This window comes from Bacteroides sp. L008 (assembly GCF_040812255.1).
Classification (GTDB): domain Bacteria; phylum Bacteroidota; class Bacteroidia; order Bacteroidales; family Bacteroidaceae; genus Bacteroides; species Bacteroides vicugnae.
On sequence record NZ_JBFNXO010000001.1, the window covers coordinates 3,226,262 to 3,242,282 of the forward strand.

Annotated in this window: 12 protein-coding genes; 6 read left to right on the forward strand and 6 right to left on the reverse strand. The window is 42.1% G+C overall.

Going from position 1 to position 16,021, the window contains the following annotated elements; genetic code table 11:
- Positions 1-5 precede the first annotated feature (5 nt).
- On the reverse strand, positions 6-1,115 hold the full coding sequence (locus AB3G73_RS12960; RefSeq protein WP_367745432.1) for an efflux RND transporter periplasmic adaptor subunit: 1,110 nt from the start codon (positions 1,113-1,115) through the stop codon (positions 6-8).
- Between the two features lie 300 nt (positions 1,116-1,415).
- Between AB3G73_RS12960 and AB3G73_RS12965 the strand changes: the two genes are divergently transcribed.
- Positions 1,416-3,545 (forward strand): cation:proton antiporter, encoded by a 2,130-nt coding sequence (locus AB3G73_RS12965; RefSeq protein ID WP_195649979.1) that lies wholly within the window; start codon positions 1,416-1,418, stop codon positions 3,543-3,545.
- A gap of 58 nt (positions 3,546-3,603) precedes the next feature.
- Here AB3G73_RS12965 and AB3G73_RS12970 read toward each other — a convergent pair whose 3' ends face one another.
- Positions 3,604-4,911 carry a hypothetical protein gene (locus tag AB3G73_RS12970; protein WP_195649980.1) on the reverse strand — a complete coding sequence of 436 codons (1,308 nt, stop codon included), beginning with the start codon at positions 4,909-4,911 and terminating at the stop codon, positions 3,604-3,606.
- A gap of 225 nt (positions 4,912-5,136) precedes the next feature.
- On the opposite strand from AB3G73_RS12970, the gene AB3G73_RS12975 reads away from it, so the two are divergent.
- Positions 5,137-5,982 (forward strand): 23S rRNA (adenine(2030)-N(6))-methyltransferase RlmJ, encoded by an 846-nt coding sequence (locus tag AB3G73_RS12975; RefSeq protein WP_148365860.1) that lies wholly within the window; start codon positions 5,137-5,139, stop codon positions 5,980-5,982.
- A 43-nt stretch (positions 5,983-6,025) separates the two neighbouring features.
- On the opposite strand, the gene AB3G73_RS12980 is transcribed toward AB3G73_RS12975, so the two are convergent.
- Genes AB3G73_RS12980 through AB3G73_RS12990 form a run of 3 tightly spaced genes read right to left on the reverse strand, consistent with a single transcriptional unit; the run spans position 6,026 to position 11,656 of the window.
- Entirely contained in the window at positions 6,026-7,387 is a 1,362-nt protein-coding gene (locus AB3G73_RS12980; protein ID WP_367745097.1) for an efflux transporter outer membrane subunit, read from the reverse strand.
- A gap of 12 nt (positions 7,388-7,399) precedes the next feature.
- Positions 7,400-10,543, reverse strand: a complete 3,144-nt coding sequence (locus AB3G73_RS12985) for an efflux RND transporter permease subunit (protein ID WP_367745098.1) — start codon at positions 10,541-10,543, stop codon at positions 7,400-7,402.
- A gap of 9 nt (positions 10,544-10,552) precedes the next feature.
- Entirely contained in the window at positions 10,553-11,656 is a 1,104-nt protein-coding gene (locus tag AB3G73_RS12990) for an efflux RND transporter periplasmic adaptor subunit (RefSeq protein WP_148365765.1), read from the reverse strand.
- Between the two features lie 230 nt (positions 11,657-11,886).
- Between AB3G73_RS12990 and AB3G73_RS12995 the strand changes: the two genes are divergently transcribed.
- Positions 11,887-12,894 (forward strand): sensor histidine kinase, encoded by a 1,008-nt coding sequence (locus AB3G73_RS12995; protein ID WP_148365767.1) that lies wholly within the window; start codon positions 11,887-11,889, stop codon positions 12,892-12,894.
- Positions 12,891-13,598 (forward strand): LytTR family DNA-binding domain-containing protein, encoded by a 708-nt coding sequence (locus AB3G73_RS13000; RefSeq protein ID WP_320979219.1) that lies wholly within the window; start codon positions 12,891-12,893, stop codon positions 13,596-13,598. Before AB3G73_RS12995 ends, AB3G73_RS13000 begins: the two co-directional genes overlap by 4 nt.
- Before the next feature lie 31 nt (positions 13,599-13,629).
- Here AB3G73_RS13000 and AB3G73_RS13005 read toward each other — a convergent pair whose 3' ends face one another.
- On the reverse strand, positions 13,630-14,250 hold the full coding sequence (locus tag AB3G73_RS13005) for a hypothetical protein (RefSeq protein WP_320979218.1): 621 nt from the start codon (positions 14,248-14,250) through the stop codon (positions 13,630-13,632).
- Positions 14,251-14,446: 196 nt separating this feature from the next.
- Here AB3G73_RS13005 and AB3G73_RS13010 point away from each other — a divergent pair, with 196 nt between their 5' ends.
- Both AB3G73_RS13010 and AB3G73_RS13015 read left to right on the forward strand, forming a co-directional pair.
- Positions 14,447-14,863: a DUF3788 domain-containing protein gene (locus AB3G73_RS13010; RefSeq protein WP_196993573.1), complete on the forward strand. Its 417-nt coding sequence runs from the start codon at positions 14,447-14,449 to the stop codon at positions 14,861-14,863.
- Positions 14,860-15,990 (forward strand): GyrI-like domain-containing protein, encoded by a 1,131-nt coding sequence (locus tag AB3G73_RS13015; protein WP_320979217.1) that lies wholly within the window; start codon positions 14,860-14,862, stop codon positions 15,988-15,990. The genes AB3G73_RS13010 and AB3G73_RS13015 overlap by 4 nt, the downstream gene beginning before the upstream one ends.
- Positions 15,991-16,021: the final 31 nt, after the last annotated feature.

Below are 16,021 nucleotides of genomic sequence, written 5' to 3' on the forward strand. Positions count from 1 at the left end.
ATCTCCTATTTTAAATAATATCCTCCTTCACTGATGACTTTATCTCCCGGATGCAATCCCTCATTTATCACAGCAAATCCATCTTTGGTCGCTTCTACCTTCACCGGTGTTCTTACAAAAATATTCGGAGTAACCTGCACATACACATAACTGTCTTTCTCTCCCTGCAACAATGCGCTCTCCGAAATCTGAATCTGTTCAATAGGAGCACTAAGAAAATGGACGGTAGTATACATACCCAATTTCAAATGTTTCTTCGAATTATCACAAACCGAAAGTACTTTGATAGACCTTGTATCTTCGTCAACCGCCTCTTCCACATGATAGACGTTACCTTTAATCACCCTCCCCGGTAAGGCCGACACTTCTATATCCAGACTACTGCCTGCATTGATAAACCGAATGTCTTTTTCTTTCACTTGGGCGGCAATCCATACTTCCGACAAATCTGCCACTATCGCAACAGGTTCGATATCATCTTTCAGGTATTGTCCGGTCACAATATTATTCTCTATAATTTCGCCCGAAATAGGCGAACGCACCACAAGGGGCTGTCCCAGTGTCATATTCTCCGGATGCTCTACCTGATATACTTCCAGTGCAGCAGACGCATTTTCAAACTCTTTGTCGGCAATAAGCAAAGCATTTTGTGCTTCTTCCAGTTCTTTCTGCGAACTAACTCCGTTCTTTATCAGGTCTTCTTTGCGCTTTAAATCTTTCTTAGCCAGCTCACGTGACGATAATGCCTGGAAGTATTCTTTTTGTGCCGTAGTAAAATCCGGTGAGCTGATTTCAAACAAAGGGGTTCCCCGGTTCACCTGTTGTCCGATTTGTATATACGATTTTGTAACTCTTCCTGCAAAAGGGGAAGCAATGCAGGCATAACGGGTAGGAATAGGACGCACCACACCGGAAGTTATCACTTCTTTGGAATAAGGTTCAAGTCTGGCCTCAGCCACTTTTATCTTTTCAGATAAAAAACGGTCTGTGATCTGTACTGTGTCACCTTCCATACGATAACCACTCTGTTGTTCTTCCTTTGATTTACTCTTGCATGCGGTAACTAGCAATGCACCGCAAATTAAAAGCATTTGCAAATTTTTCTTTTTCATCATCATCCATAAAAATATTGTTAGCATTCTTTTTCGGATGCAAAGGTAAGTGGAGGTATTCCGGAAGCCTGTTAGAGATTTGTTAGAACGCTATTAGAATTTTATTAGAGTCATGCTATCGGTATAGCCAATCTCTTTGCTATATGCGGTATTGCAATTGTGATAACAGGGACACTCGCATTCTTCATTCCATCGATCATGAATCTGAAGAAAAAATAAATGACTAATTTTATTAACTAATCCTTTTTTAGAAGCTTTTTTTTAGGTTATTTTGCGGAACAAATATCACGAACTCATCAAATTATGGATTGGATTGGCCTTGATTTAACATTCCCTATCACCGACCCTACATGGATATTTCTCCTTGTACTCCTAATTATATTGTTTGCTCCGATATTATTGAATAAGCTGCGTATTCCTCACATTATCGGTATGATTCTGGCGGGATTGGCTATTGGTGAGCATGGATTTAATATCCTGGCACGCGACAGCAGTTTTCAGTTATTCGGCAAAGTCGGGCTCTATTACATCATGTTTCTGGCCGGTCTGGAAATGAACATGGGAGACTTCAAAGAGACGCGAAACAAAGCATTAGTACTGGGATTACTGGCTTTCATCATTCCCATCGGGATTGGGTTCGTGGCAAATATATCTTATCTGAAATACGGCGTAATCACTTCTGTGCTGCTAGCCAGTATGTATGCCTCCCACACACTCGTTGCCTATCCCATCGTCACCCGCTTCGGTATATCCCGCCATCGTAGTGTAAGTATTGCTGTAGGAGGAACGGCGGTGACGGATACGCTCACGCTGTTGGTACTAGCCGTTATAGGCGGATTATTCAAAGGAGAAACCGGTGGTTTATTCTGGATTTGGCTAGTAGTAAAAGTAATCTTTCTAGGAGCACTTATCATTTATTTCTTCCCACGCATCGGTCGCTGGTTCTTCCACCGATACAATGACAACGTGATGCAGTTCATTTTTGTGCTTGCAATGGTCTTTTTAGGAGCAGGACTGATGGAACTTGTAGGTATGGAAGGTATTTTGGGAGCTTTCCTCGCTGGATTAGTACTCAACCGACTCATTCCGCACGTTTCTCCATTGATGGATCATTTAGAGTTCGTCGGTAATGCCCTCTTCATTCCTTATTTCCTTATCGGAGTAGGAATGTTAATCAACCTACGGGTTATTTTCGGACATGGGGATGCTTTAAAAGTTGCTGCCGTAATGATAACCATGGCACTGACAGGCAAATGGATTGCGTGCTGGCTGACACAAAAGATATACAAGATGTCTGTTCTTGAACGAAACCTGATGTATGGTTTAAGTAACGCACAGGCAGCAGCCACATTGGCAGCCGTATTGGTCGGATATAACATTATTCTGCCCACCGGCGAGCGCTTGCTGAATGATGATGTACTAAACGGCACAGTTTTGCTTATCCTGGTCACTTGCGTAGTGAGTTCACTGATTACCGAACGGGCAGCCAGAAAAGTGGCAATGGATGACTCACTATCGGAAAATGAATCTTCAAAAGAAACAGAGAAGATTTTAGTATCCATAGCCAACCCGGACACTATCGAGGACATGGTGAATCTGTCTCTAATCATACGTGATTCTAAATTGAAAGATAATCTACTGGCCCTCAATGTAATCAACGACAATAATAATTCCGATAATCTACGACTTCGAAGCAAATATTACCTGGAAAAAGCGGAAATGACAGCAACAGAAGCAAATGTACCACTGAAGAAAGTCACACGGTATGATTTGAATATAGCTTCCGGCATTATACATTCAGTCAAGGAAAATGAGATCACAAGTATTATCACCGGTCTGCATCGTAAGAAAAATATCACAGACTCATACTTTGGAATACTTGCCGAACATTTATTGAATGGATTAAACTGTGAGATAATTATCTCTAAGTTTCTAATACCAGTCCATACAATCAAACGAATTGTCATTGCCGTCCCTCCTAAAGCCGAATACGAATCCGGTTTTCCTCATTGGATGGAACATTTCTGTCGAATGGGAAGTACCCTCGGATGCCGGGTACATTTCTTTGCCAATGAAAAAACGACCATACGCCTGCAAACGTGGATAAAGAAACGGCATAAGCAGACACTTACCGATTTCTCCCTTTTGGAAGATTGGAATGACTTGCTGGTGCTGACGGGACAAGTAAGCTACGACCATTTATTAGTTATTATCAGTGCACGACCGGGAACTCTCTCTTACGACAGTTCTTTTGAGAAACTACCGAGACAGCTTAGTAAATACTTCTCCAACAATAGCTTAATCGTATTATATCCTAACCAATCGGGAGAACCATTAGATACATCATTCTTCTCTAAACTATACACTGATACCGAAACCCGGCATTATGAAAAGGTGGGTAAATGGGTTTACAGGTGGTTTAAGAAAGACTGATATTTCATAGTGCCTCCCTTGTTAAAATTACAGGCTGCTTATACTAAACAAGAACAGACTAATTTTGTATAGTTGTCAATTTTCCATTCTCAAAATACAAGTATTGTCCCATTCCATATACCCATTGTTCATGTGTCCCCCATGCACCAGTAGTTTTATTAATGCCACCCGAAGGATGCCCCCATGATTCCAGAACCATAGCCTTAGTCATCCCAATACACACTTGGCCTTTTAATATCAAGTCCGCCGTAGCTTTTCCGTATTTCTTATATAATTCTTTAGTTCTCTGTTGTCTTTTTATACTAGCTAACTTCTTTGCCTCTTCTTGTGCTAACTTTTCCTTCATCAATAATTCCTCTTTAGCAAGTCTTTCTCTTTCCATTGTTTCCTCATAAACGTCTGCTTCGACAACATCCAAATTATAGAAATACATCTGAGTCATTCTTTTCTGATTATCAAATATGCTTACTTCGTATGAAAATAGAGATGGACTCTCACATAATGGCATTATCAAATCGGCACTATCATTCTTCAGAACAAATGAAGGAACCATATAAGTATCTTCACTGCCTGAATAGGCTATTTCCATACATTTATATTTATTAATCGGATGAATATTTTTAATGTATATGTCTTTATTCAAATACAACTGTTTCATTTTATCCATAAATCCTAATACAATGACAGGATAGTGTTGCCTGGTATAATTGAATCCATCATACTCACCACGTTTAGCATACCAATAAAGAGTATCACCTTCTTCAGACTGTAGTGCAAAAATTGTGTTTTTTTCAACTCCGGCATCAGACAGCTCTATATCTAAAATTTTAAAAGTCCTGCCTTCTATCTCATTATAAGGTGTGAAAATGCCATCATGTTTTTCCATAGAATGATTCGTTGCTCTATATATTTCAAATGGAAAAATCCTATATCCTTGTTCAAGTATATCGTGAAAAGAAGCACATAAAGTAACATAACCATCCTTCACCAACTGAGGTTTATATCTCTTGGAGGTTATTTGATTTAATTTATAATCTTTAGGTTTAGGGTTAGATCTTTTTTTTCGCCAAATAGTGTCAATGGCAACAACCTGCTCATTAGAAGTTAGAAAATTAGCATAATACTTAGGTAGTGATTCCGAAGAATTTGGATTCCGGGGATAGAACAAAATACTTTGCCCAACAAATTGTTTATAATAGGAAGCATCTTTATAAGGGCGTATATTAGTTAACGAATCATATTCAACTACCACAGCCTCCTTTTTATCTTTTTTAGGCACACTAGTATCAATCATTTTCATATTCTGAGCATAGGAAACAGTATAGAGCGTAAATACAATGGCAGATAGCAAGACTTTCATTTTCATAATTCTTTGTTTTATTTCTACAAAGCTAACTAAAAATACAATTTGTCCATAATGATTTCAGATAAAAAGTACCCTTTTATTTTCCCGTATTATCCTATCTGTTTATATTTGTAGAATTATGTAATTCACAAAGAACATTTAAAGAAAGGAAGCACCATGCCAAAAATTCCGAAGCTATTGGTGCGACTTCGATTCATGAATTGGTTAATTCCTAAATACACCGATATGGCAACTTACACTCATTTCGCAAAACAACCCGATGTCTTGAAACATCTGATACTCTGTGAAGTACTCAAGAATGAAACTCCGCAAGTATATGTAGAGACCAATTCGGCATGTGCCATCTATCCGATGACACAAACCCCGGAGCAACAATATGGCATCTATCATTTCCTGGAGAAAGCAGATGAGGTCCCATCTCTAAAAGATTCTGTATATTACCAACTGGAAAGCGGAGAGATGGCAAAAGGAAATTATTTAGGTTCACCTGCCTTGGCTATGAATGTATTAGGGAAGCAAGCAAAAAGGTTTGTATTCTTTGATTTAGAAAAGAGTGCACTGGAGAATGTGGGTACCTATGCCAAACAAATCGGATCAAGTGCCTCTGTAGAGATACATCATGCCGACTCTTCGAGAGGTACCATAGAGCTACTGCCTTCACTTCCCACATCCTCTTTCATCCATATCGATCCTTACGAAATAGACAAGAAAGGAGATTCTGGAGTAACCTATCTCGATGTCCTGATACAGGCTACTCTATTAGGAATGAAGTGTTTATTATGGTATGGATTCATGACCGGAGATGATAAAGCATCTTTGGACAACTATATTACATCCAGTCTGGAAAAGGCCGGCATCAAAGATTACACAGGTGTAGAGCTTACCATGAATTCAATAAGGAAAGACAGTGTATTATGTAATCCCGGCATTTTGGGAAGTGGTATTCTGGCGACCAATTTATCCCAAACCTCCACAGATATAATCCTTGATTACAGTAATCAACTAGTTGATATATACAAAGATGCTAAATACAAAGATTATGATGGGAGTTTATATATTCAGCATCTTTGATATCAACTTATTAACAATTTTATTTTAATCCATCTACTATCAATCAGTATCCTCCTCCCAATGCATGATAAAGATTAATAACTCCCTGTATTTCATCAAAACGATTGGAAGCGACGGATAATTCTGCCTGCAACAGAGTCTGACGGGCAGTAAGTACTTCCAGGTAGTTTTGCGAACTGTGCCGCATCAACAGTTCGGAACTACGCACCGCGGACTGAAGCGAAGTGACCTGCTGTTTGGAGAGTGCCAAACGGCCTTGCGCCTTCTGCCATTGCACCAACGCATCGTTTACTTCCATTCCTGCATCAAGCAAACTTTGGCGGAAGGTGAGTAATGCCTCTTCCTGTTGTGCTTTCGCTACTTTCAAATTAGCAATATTCTGCCCGCGATTGAAAAGTGGCTGAACCAATGAGCCGACAGCGGAAAGCAACCACTGTCCGGGATTGGTTATAGCGCCACCTGCCGAGTTTGTCCATCCTGCGGAACCACTCAACATGATAGAGGGATAAAAAGCAGAACGTGCCTGATTCGTTGCATAAAAAGCCCCAGCCAGTTCAGCTTCCTTTTGACGAATATCCGGACGACGGTGCAACAGTTGCAACGGCACTCCGGTTGAAAGGGATTCCGGGAAACGCTGGTTGTCAAGCGTAGAACGTGTTATCAACTGCGGAGCCATACCCAACAGAGCGGAAAGAGAATTCTCCATTTCACTGATTTGCTGTTCAATAGAAAGTACGGAGGCATCTACCGATAGCTTGCTCGCTTCTGTTTGGGCAACAGCCATTTCCGTCGTTTGCCCGGCTCTTTTCAATGCTTTCATTGCACGCAGGTTCTCATCCCATGTTTCAGCCGTGCGACGGGTGATATCCAATTGCTTATCAAGCATCAACAGGGTATAGTAACTATTGGCAATCGTTGCTACCAGTTGTGTCTGTACCGCTTGCCTATAGGCTTCACTCTGTTCGAGGGCGGCTTTGGCTCCTCGTTTGGCATTGGTCAACTTTCCGAAAATATCCAGTTCCCAGTCTGCCGATGCTGCCAGATCATAGGTCTTGGAGGTTTTCGAACCATCCACGCTACTCAATGTTCCTTGCGGAGTGAGCGATACAGAAGGCAGATAAGCCAACTTGGAAGAAAGCAGTAATGCTTCTGCTTCTTTCACTTTCAAACGGGCGATATTCAAATCGGTATTATTCGCAATACCCGTTTCAATCAGTTGCTGCAGTTGCGGGTCAGTAAATAACTCCTTCCACGAAAGGGAAGCAATGGAAACGGTATCCGCTGCAACCACCGGCTGCCGGTAAAGACTGTCGGTAACCGTCATATCCGGACGTTCATAAGTCCGGTACACATGACAACCGCTCAATCCGGCCGACAGGAATAAACATATTATTATCTTTTTCATACACTTCAACAATTAAAGATTCTCCAACTCTGCTGGTTTACGTGCCGGCATCAGTTTTTCCTGAAGATACTGGAATACGATAAACAATACAGGTACGATAAACAACAGAGCAACCGTACCGATCAACATTCCACCTACGGTTCCTACACCGATGGAAATATTACCGTTTGCTCCTACTCCCGATGCAAACATCATCGGTAGCATACCGAATATCATCGTAAGAGAAGTCATCAGAATTGGACGCAGACGGACTTGTGCAGCCGAAACAGCCGCTTGTGTGATTGTCATTCCCTGACGGCGGCGTTCGGAAGCATATTCCGTAAGCAGAATAGCTGTCTTCGACAACAAGCCGATCAGCATAATCAAACCTGTCTGTAAATATATATTATTCTCCAACCCGAACATCTTGGCGAAAAGGAAGCTTCCGGCAAGACCGAATGGTACAGAAAGAATCACCGCAATCGGAATGAACAAACTTTCGTAGAGCGCACAAAGAATAAGATAGATAAAGACTACACAGATGATAAATACCAGTGTGGTGGTATTCCCTGTGGAGGATTCTTCACGTGACATACCTCCGAACTCAAAGCCATAACCTGCCGGCAACACTTGTTCCGCAACTTCACGTACCACCTGAATAGCTTGTCCGGAACTGTAACCATCTGCCGGAGCACCATTGACGGAGATGGCAGAGAACAGATTGAAACGCGTCAGCGACTCTGCACCGTAGACTCGTGTCAAAGTAAGATACTGACTGACAGGAGACATCTCTCCGTTGGAATTGCGGACAAACATATTATTCAATGCTTCGGTATCCAAACGGAATTCCGGTGAAGCCTGCACCATTACACGGTAAAGTTTGGAGAAACGGTTCATATTGGATGCATAGTTACCACCGATATAGCCGGACAAAGTACTCAATACATCCGAAGGTGACACTCCATTCCGCTTACAAAGGGCGGCATCCACTTCTACCAGAAATTGAGGATATTTTGTATCGAACGAAGTCGAAGCACGTCCGATTTCAGGCCGGGCATTCAACGCGTCAATCATCTGACGGGTGTATTTCAGCAAATCTTCTACCGAACCGCCTTTCTGGTCCTGGATATAAATTTCAAAACCACTACTTACCCCATACCCGGGAATCATCGGTTGTGCAAAGGCCATAATTTGCGCAGAAGAAATGTCATCCGTACGCCGGTAAATCTCGTTAATAACAGCATTGATACCGTCTTCCTTTTCCGTACGTTCATCCCACGGTTTCAGACGGACGATAAACATACCGTTCGATGCTCCCTGACCGCTTATCATACCGTTACCCGTCACTTTAGAAAACATTCTGACTTGCGGTATGTCATGAATACGCTTATCTATTTCGTCCATTACACTTTTGGTTTCTTCCAGACTGTTTCCGGGTGAAGTACGCACATCTACAAAGATAGTTCCCATATCCTCTTGAGGAACCAACCCGGTCTTGGTGGTTTTCATCAGAAGGAACAATCCCGCACAAGCGACTAACAACAATGCTCCTGCCAGCCATTTACGTTTCAACATGAAAAATACGCCACTCTTGTATTTCAGTACCAACCGATGAAAAGCACTATCAAATGCCATGTGGAAACGGGATGAGAAACTCAACTTCTCCCCTTTCGCAGCCTCCATGTGCGGTGTCATTATCAGTGCGCAGAGAGCGGGACTTAAAGTTAACGCGTTAATTAGAGATATTGCTACGGCAACAGCCATGGTCAGTCCGAACTGGGTGTAGAACGTTCCGGTAGTTCCTCCCATAAAACATACGGGAATAAATACCGCCATGAAGACAAAGGTGGTAGTTACCAGTGCCGAGGTAATGCCCCCCATGGCATCAATGGTGGCCCGGTAAGCCGATTTATATCCTTCATCGAACTTTGCCTGCACCGCCTCCACCACAACAATAGCATCATCCACCACCGTTCCGATAACCAACACCAGTGCAAACAACGTCAACATATTCAGACTGAAACCTGCGGCATAGAGAAAAGCAAAAGTACCCACAAGGGAAACGATGATAGAAATGGCCGGAATAAACGTAGACCGCAAATTTTGCAGGAAAACGTAAACCACAAGTACCACTAACAGAATGGCTTCAATCAAGGTTTTGATCACATTCTTAATGGATGCATCCAAAAAATCTTTCGAACTCATCAGGTCTACCAGCTCCATTCCTTTAGGCAATCCTTGAGCGATCTCTGCTGTCACCTTATCTATTTCCTTAATAATCTCATTGGCGTTCGAACCGGAAGTCTGCGCAATCATACAGTTGGAGCCGGGATGCCCGTTCACTTCACCGATGTATGTATAAGAGTTGGCACCCAATTCGATACGTGCCACATCTTTCAGCCGTAGCACCTCGCCTCCTGCCTGCGAACGGATTACCAGATTGCCATAATCCTTTTCTTCTTCATAACGTCCGCGATATTTCAATACATACTGAAAAGTATTCTTCGATTCGGCGCCAAGCGTTCCCGTAGGGGCTTCCAGATTCTGTTCGTCAAGTACCGTCGTGATGTCGGACGGAACCAATCCATATTTAGCCATCTTGGCAGGATCGAGCCAGATACGCAACGAATAGTCCGCTCCCATCACATTCACCTCACCCACACCGGCAATACGTGAAAGACGGGGTTCGATATTGATTTTCAGATAGTTATTCAGAAAGCTTTCATCGAACGTGTTGTCGGGGCTATACAATGCCAATGCTTTGATATTACTTGTCTGGCGCTTACGGACGGTGATACCGCTGCGGGTGACTTCTGCCGGTAATAATCCTTGTGCCGTAGCAATACGGTTCTGCACATTAACTGTCGCCATATCGGGGTCGGTCCCTTGACGGAAGTAAATGGTGATTCTCGCTGAACCGTTATTGGTAGAGGAAGAGGTCATGTACATCATGTTCTCTACCCCGTTGAGTGCTTCTTCCAATGGCACGACTACACTCTTCTGTACTGTTTCCGCATTAGCACCGGTATAGGTAGCGGAAACACTGACGGTAGGAGGTGCAATTTCAGGAAACTGTTCAACAGGAAGCTGCGAAAGTCCTATCAATCCGATGATAAGAAAAACGACCGAAATTACTCCTGCGAGAATAGGCCGGTCTATAAATGTTCTGATTTTCATAACGGCATCTTATTCTTTAGTCGGATCACTCTTGATTACTGTTCCCTCACGCACCAGTCCGGCACCTTCGGCTATAATAACATCACCCGGCTCAAGTCCTGTTTCAACGATATATTCAGTACCGTTATTCAACCGGAACACTTCTACCGGGGTTGATTTCGCTTTACCGTCGACCACTTTATATACAAATATACGATTCTGCAATTCGTAAGTAGCCGCTTGCGGAATAATGATACATCCTTTCTTTATAGTAGGAACTACTACTTTACCACTTCCACCGTTACGCAGGAACTGGTCGGGGTTGGCAAAAACAGCCCGCAGTCCAACAGCACCGGTTCCTTCATCCACCGTACCGCTGATAGCGTCTACCTTTCCGGTATGGGAATAGGTTTTTCCATTGCTCATAGTCAGCTCCACTTCGTCCATGTTTTCTATCGCTTTTTTAAGTGAGCCATATTGTTGCACAAAGTCGAGTATCTGATTCTCCGTCATGGAGAAATAGGCGTATACTTCGCTGTCGTCCGAAACAGTGACTAACGGCTCGGTGATACTGCTGCTCACCAACGCCCCTACCCGATAAGGAATCATGCTGGCGACTCCGTTCACCGGACTTTTCACTTCGGTATAAGAAAGGTCATTGCGCGCATTCACTTCCTGTGCCTTAGCCTGTGCCAATGCCGCTTCTGCCGCCGCTTGTTCATTACGGGCTGTTTGCAGATCGAATTCGGACACAATCTGTTCTTTGTAAAGTTCAGCTTTACTATCTGCTGTCAATTTAGCAGTGGCAAGCTTGGCTTCCGCGCTTTTTACATTGGCAACTGCTGTTTCCAACGCTGCTTTATAAGGAACCTGGTCGATAATGAAAAGTGTCTGCCCTTTATGGACAGGATCCCCTTCATTGATACATATTCCGGTAATAATGCCACTCACCTGCGGACGAATTTCAACATACTGCCGCCCTCGTAACGTAGCTGTATAATCGGATTTTAAAATCTGGTCACTTTGTGTTACGGTAAGTGTTTTGTACGTGGCCTCTGCCTTTTTCTGTTGCGAACCTCCACAAGCACATAACAGAGGCAAACAAACCAAGGCAAAAATGATTAGTTGTTTCATTGTAGCTATATTTAAATGATTGTTAATGATTTATAACCCATTATTCCATAAAAAACGCGACTGACCAAATCTAAGAATTATCAAACAATAAAATAAGAATGTAGTGACGAACGGCAAGAATATGATGACGAACGACAAAAGGGAATGCTTGGGGTTTCAGAACAATCTTTTATCTTTGCAAAGAAGTGAGAAAATATACTTCCGGGAGTTAAACGAGCAATGAGAAGAATATGAAACGTACTAATATACCTGTTTACATCGACTTGCTTTTCTGTCTGGTAATCATGCCGCCCATCATCATGCTAGTGCCGGTAGACAAATGGATTGTACACCACACGGTCTTTATGCTGACCCTGATTGCCTATCTTTACGGTCTGTACTTCATCTACCGTAAAGTGAAACTACCGATGCTTTTCATGCAACGGAAGTTCGGACATATCTTACTGCTCATGCTATCGCTTATCTTCATCACATGGTTGCTAACCCACTTTCCATATCCACCGGAACCCGACAATATAGATCCGATAATGCATAAAACCCGGCAACATATGCGGGCGCAGACTGTGTGGTTCTTTTTTCTGGTAGTGACGGGGTTCAGCCTTTCCATAGAACTGATCTTTGAACTTTTCCGGCAAATTCTTTCCAAACAGGAGATTGAAGCGGAAAAGAACAAGGCGGAGCTGGCTCTCTACAAGGCACAAATCAATCCGCACTTCCTTTTTAATACATTAAATGCTCTCTACGGGCTGGTACTTACGAAGTCGGACAAAACAGAATCCGCCTTTATCAAATTTTCCAATATTCTGAAATATATGTATGCCCAGACTACTTCAGATCTGATTTCCATAAGCAATGAAGTAGAATATATACGCCAATACGTTGACCTGCAATCTTTGCGTTTAAACAAGCATACGAAAGTGGTATTTGAAACCGAGATGGATGACGAACAGATACAGATTCCTCCGATGATTCTCATTACTTTTGTCGAGAACAGTTTCAAATACGGCGTTTCGTCCGACACGGACTGTACAATTCTTATTCGTATCATTGTAAAGGAGGGCCTGCTAAACTTTGAAACCGAGAATATGATTATGAAGAAGAACCACAAAAATCCTCATGCCATCGGAATAGACAATTGCCGTAAACGACTGGAGCTTCTTTATCCCAGCCGCTTTGCATTGATTACAAAAGAAGAAAACGGATGTTTCAAAACCTATCTTAACATTCAACTACGATGAAAAAGCTTACTTGTATCGCTATTGACGACGAACCGATTGCATTGCTCATCATCAGCCAGTTTTGCGAACGAAAAGGAGGACTGGAACTTACTACTTTCAGCGAACCGCTGACCGGACTGCGAGAAATAGCCCGGCGCAAACCTGATCTGGTCTTTCTGGATATTGAAATGAACAGTACCAACGGACTAGATATTGCCCATGCGCTTCCTCCCGAAAGTTGCCTTATTTTTACGACAGCCCATGCACAGTATGCACTGGATGGCTTCGACCTCGATGCCGTGGATTTCCTGCATAAACCCTTTGCTTATGAACGATTTGAAAAAGCTGTTGAGAAAGCGATTGTCCTTATTGAAGCACGCCAGCATAAAGTACCGGAAAACATCATAATCAAACAAGAATACAATAACATATCCATCCCTATCTCCGATATTCTTTATATCGAAGCAATGGAGAATTATACGAAAATATTCCGTATAAACGGCAACTATATATTATCGCGCACAAGTCTGAAAAGTATTCAGGAGATGTTACCCGAAAAGTCTTTTCTACGTACGCACCGCTCCTATATCATTCCGGTTAATAAGGTGGAACGGTTCTCTAAACGGGAAATAAACCTGACCGGATGCCGGATTGTAATCCCCATAGGAAGACAATACGCAGAAAATGTCTATGCCACATTGACGGCCAGGAATATGACGCTATAAACAAGCCTACAGAATACCGGAACTTTTTAAATCAGCTTCCGGCCTTCTGGGTATAAATTAATTTATCTCTTTGGCTGATTGTCCACAAGCCATCTATCAAGCGTACATTTTTCGTATCATCGTCTTCCACGTTCCATGCATAACCTCCTGAAAGCAGTCCACGCCTTTCCAATATTTCATTGGGCTGATTATTGGAGAAGAAAAGTTCCAGCTGTGTAGAATCGGGACCAAAGACAATGAAAGCTGAAATGCCGCTGCCATCCACCGCTTCTGTACGAATCCCTTTCTCAAATAAGCGGATACAGTCTTTTTGCACTTCACACCATACGTATCCGGCAGAGCCGATACAGCCATGTTCATCCCGGTCACCTCCCACAAGCGGAGATTGCGGATACTGAACTAGTTTGGAAGCCGGCATCCCCGGTGTATATTTTCCTGTATAAAAGACTTCCAGCGTATCATTCAGAAGTAAACCGTTGACTTCTTCTTTATTCGCATCCATCGTACTGAATGAAAGGGTATCATTCTTATCGGTGACAATCGTTACCATATTCATGGTTGCATCACTTACAATTCCTTTAGAACTGCTCATTTTCGACGAGCAACCTGCCATGAGGCACAGAGTGCCTACCGCTAATAGCATTGTTTTCATTTTCTTTAAATTTTGCTTTGTTTTAAATTAATGCAAAGATAAAGGTTATACATCAATATCCCGCTTCTATAAAATAAATTAATTTCGGGACAGTTTGTTCAGTTGCACTGCCTAAAATGCCTATATTGGACAACGATCTATTAGAAATTCAGTCTACCTTTGTGATGTAGATAATCAAAAGTAAATACGGAATGCCATGAAAGAAACTTTTCAAATCCCAACTCCCGAAACTTTGGAAGCCTTGACAGGTAAGGAACTTTATGATCTATGGACTTCACTTCGCCAACTTATCGAACAGAAGTACAATATGGAACAAATGTGGAATCATGGAGGAAAAAAATGGACCTACGAATACAAATATCGCAGAGGCGGAAAAACTCTATGTGCCCTATACGCCAAAGAGCAAACGATTGGGTTCATGGTTATTTTAGGTAAAGATGAACGCACTAAATTCGAATCCATGCGAGAAATGTTCTCCAATGCGGCTCAAAAGATATATGATGAGACGACCACTTTCCATGATGGGAAGTGGCTTATGTTCGAATTAAAAGATACTTCTTTATTTAATGATATAGAGCGGCTCCTATCTATCAAACGAAAACCCAACCGATGATTGAATCAGAAATAAATAAGAGGTATTGTCAAAGTTGCGGGATGCCTCTCCGCTTTGATGTAGAGAAATATCTGGGTACTAACTCCGACGGTTCGCGAAGTGATGAATATTGCTATTACTGTCTGAAAGACGGAAAATATATCGTTGACATTCCGATGTCGGAAATGATTAATATCTGGATAAAATACACCGACAAGTACAATGAATATGCAGGTACTGCTTATTCGCCGGAGGAACTTAGGCACATCCTCAACGAACGGTTACCCCATCTGAAACGGTGGAAACAGAAGCTGGAAACCTGTAATATCCATCACCAGAAGATTCAGGATATAATCGTTTATATCAATAATCATTTATTCGAGACTTTGAATACAGACATGCTTAGCACGATAAGCGGACTTTCCAAATATCACTTCAGAAGAGTGTTTCAAACTGTTGCCGGAGAAAATATCGGAAGCTACATACAGCGTTTACGTCTCGAACAAATAGCACATTTGTTAGTATCCACCGAGTTTACATTAAATCAGATTTCGGAACAGACAAACTATCAGACCAAATTTAGTCTAGCCAAAGCCTTCAAAAAACATTTTGGCGTATCGAGCTCTCAATATAGAGAGAAGTACAAGCCGATGTATGATGAGCAACATGCGGTTATCACTCCTGAAATCCGGTCGATTCTGCCAATGAAAGTATTTTGTATCGAGGTTGGTGAAAAATACAAAGATGAGCTCCGATACAAATTAATATGGAACAGACTGGCCAATTACGCCAAGCAGCATAATGAAGAAAAGTTGAATTATAAGTTTGTCAGCCTTAGTATGGATGACCCGTCCATAACTCCCATGAATAAATGCCGCTTCTATCTCGGGGTGACAATCGATGCCACTGAAAATGATTCGCAACCGGGAGTGATGGAAGTTCCCGGTGGACGTTATGCTGTATTCAGACATATCGGAGACTACTCTTTGTTGCATAAGTTATACCGGACTATTTATGAAAAGTGGTTTCCGGAAAGTAAATATCGCCCTCAAAGTACCTTTAGCTTTGAGATGTATATGAACCGTCCCTACTCTACTCTTAGAACAGAATTAATGACCGACATTTATATTCCGGTCACAAAGAAATAAGAAATTATCAACACTCTAAAAACAATGTATT